2 protein-coding genes are annotated in these 1,831 nt (G+C 70.2%); both read right to left on the bottom strand.

The window, feature by feature from the left end:
- Positions 1-560 precede the first annotated feature (560 nt).
- Positions 561-1,241 carry a histidine phosphatase family protein gene (locus ACFPFQ_RS07335; RefSeq protein ID WP_379616111.1) on the bottom strand — a complete coding sequence of 227 codons (681 nt, stop codon included), beginning with the start codon at positions 1,239-1,241 and terminating at the stop codon, positions 561-563.
- Between the two features lie 80 nt (positions 1,242-1,321).
- A complete protein-coding gene (locus ACFPFQ_RS07330; RefSeq protein WP_379616110.1) occupies positions 1,322-1,729 on the bottom strand; it encodes an Rv3235 family protein in 408 nt (135 codons plus the stop codon).
- Positions 1,730-1,831: the final 102 nt, after the last annotated feature.

The raw sequence follows: 1,831 nt of genomic DNA, 5'->3' as shown, positions 1-1,831 counted from the left end.
CGAGTGGTGACGGGCGGTGATGACGGTGCGTGGTTGGAGTTGGGGCTGAGCGGCGGGGCTGGTGTCTGAGCGAGGTGGGAAGGGCGGTGATGGCAGTGCGTGGCTGGAGCTGGGGCTGAGCGGCGGGGCTGGTGTCTGAGCGAGGTGGGAAGGGCGGTGATGGCAGTGCGTGGCTGGAGTTGGGGCTGAGCGGTGGGGCTGGTGTTGGTGCGAGTGGTGACGGGCGGTGATGACGGTGCGTGGTTGGAGTTGGGGCTGAGCGGCGGGGCTGGTGTCTGAGCGAGGTGGGAAGGGCGGTGATGGCAGTGCGTGGCTGGAGCTGGGGCTGAGCGGCGGGGCTGGTGTCGGTGCGAGGAGAAGGGGTGGTGATGGCAGTGCGTGGCTGGAGTTGGGGCTGAGCAGCGGGACCGGTGTCTGAGCGAGGAGAAGGGGTGGTGACGGCAGTGCGCGGTTGGAGCTGGGGCTAGGAGTCACGTCGAACTGATCGCTGAGCGCGAGGGGCGCTCAGCCAACCGACACCGGCAGCGGTCGCCGGTGGGAGCGGCCCGTGGCAGGGCCGGCTACAGCCACGCGGATCTTTCGCGCGCCGTGGGTTCGTACGTGGCCCACTGCCGGAAGGGCCGGTCCAGCTTGTAGCGGTAGTCGGGTTGGCGCAGCAGTGTCCGGAACTCGGCGTTGTCCGGGTTCGACAGCGACTCGAAGAAGTCCACCGACCAGTGGAACCAGCGCATGCAGAACAGGCGCATGGTCAGGCCGTGCGACACGATCAGGATGTTGCGCGGTGAGTGTGCGACGTCCCAGTCGCGGTGCAGGGTCTCGAGGAACGTCGATACGCGGTCGTAGACGTCGGCGCCGGATTCCCCGTCGTTGAACCGGTAGAAGAAGTGGCCGTACGAATCGCGCAGCGTGCGCTGGCGCGCGATGTCGGCGCTGTCCTGGTAGTTCGCCCAGTCCTGCTCCCGCAGGCGCGGCTCCTGGCGCGCCGTCTCGACCAGGTCGTCGATGCCGAGGCCCGCGAGCGTCTGGAGCGTGCGCCGGTACGGCGACACGTAGACCCGCACCGGCTGCTCGTCGAGCAGCTTCCGCAGCGTCGTGCCGGCCGCGGCCGTCTGCTCGTGCCCGGCAGCGGTGAGCGGGATGGCGTGGTCGGGGACGCGCTCGAACACGGTCGGGTCGACATTGGCCTCGGACTGCCCGTGCCGCATCAGCACGATCCGCAGCGGTCGCCTGTTCAGGTCCATCGCACCCCCCTCGTCCCCACTCCTATCGTCGCAGGCACAGGATCATGGTCGGGATGGGAGCGGCAAGCGCGACGCACCGCTCACCCGAGACGCAGGGCCGTGCACCGCCACGGCGCGGCGGCAGACCTTCGTTCGAAGCGAGCGGCCAGTGCGCGGATGCGGCCGTCGATGGCGCAGACGGCGGCCAGTTCGACGGCATCGGGGTGCGGAAAGCTGGTGACGACCCGGTCGACCCGGGCCGGTGCGCGCGCCCGCCGCTGTTCGGTGGCGATGCGCCAGTAGCGCAGCGTCCGCGCCGTGAAGTGGGGCGCGAGCTGGGTGTCCGGGCGCCTGCGGTCGAGCACCTCCATCGCGAGCCGCAGCACCCTGGTGAGCTGGTCCTGGACCACGTCCTGCTCTGTCGCGGTCACCGCGTCGTCGACGAGCGGGGGCAGCAGCCGGATCGGGGGCGGTGCCCCGCCGGCACCGGCGTCAGGTTCGTACTGCATCCGGCGCAGCTGCGGTACCGGTCGTTGGGGCACCTGAGAATGACAACCCCATCTGGCCCCACTGTGATGGTCTGATCTGGCCCCACCCTGGCTCGTGCGGGG

The organism is Pseudonocardia sp. GCM10023141 (assembly GCF_042653605.1).
Note: the sequence above shows the minus strand (reverse complement) of the source record. Positions and strands in the feature narration are given on the sequence as shown.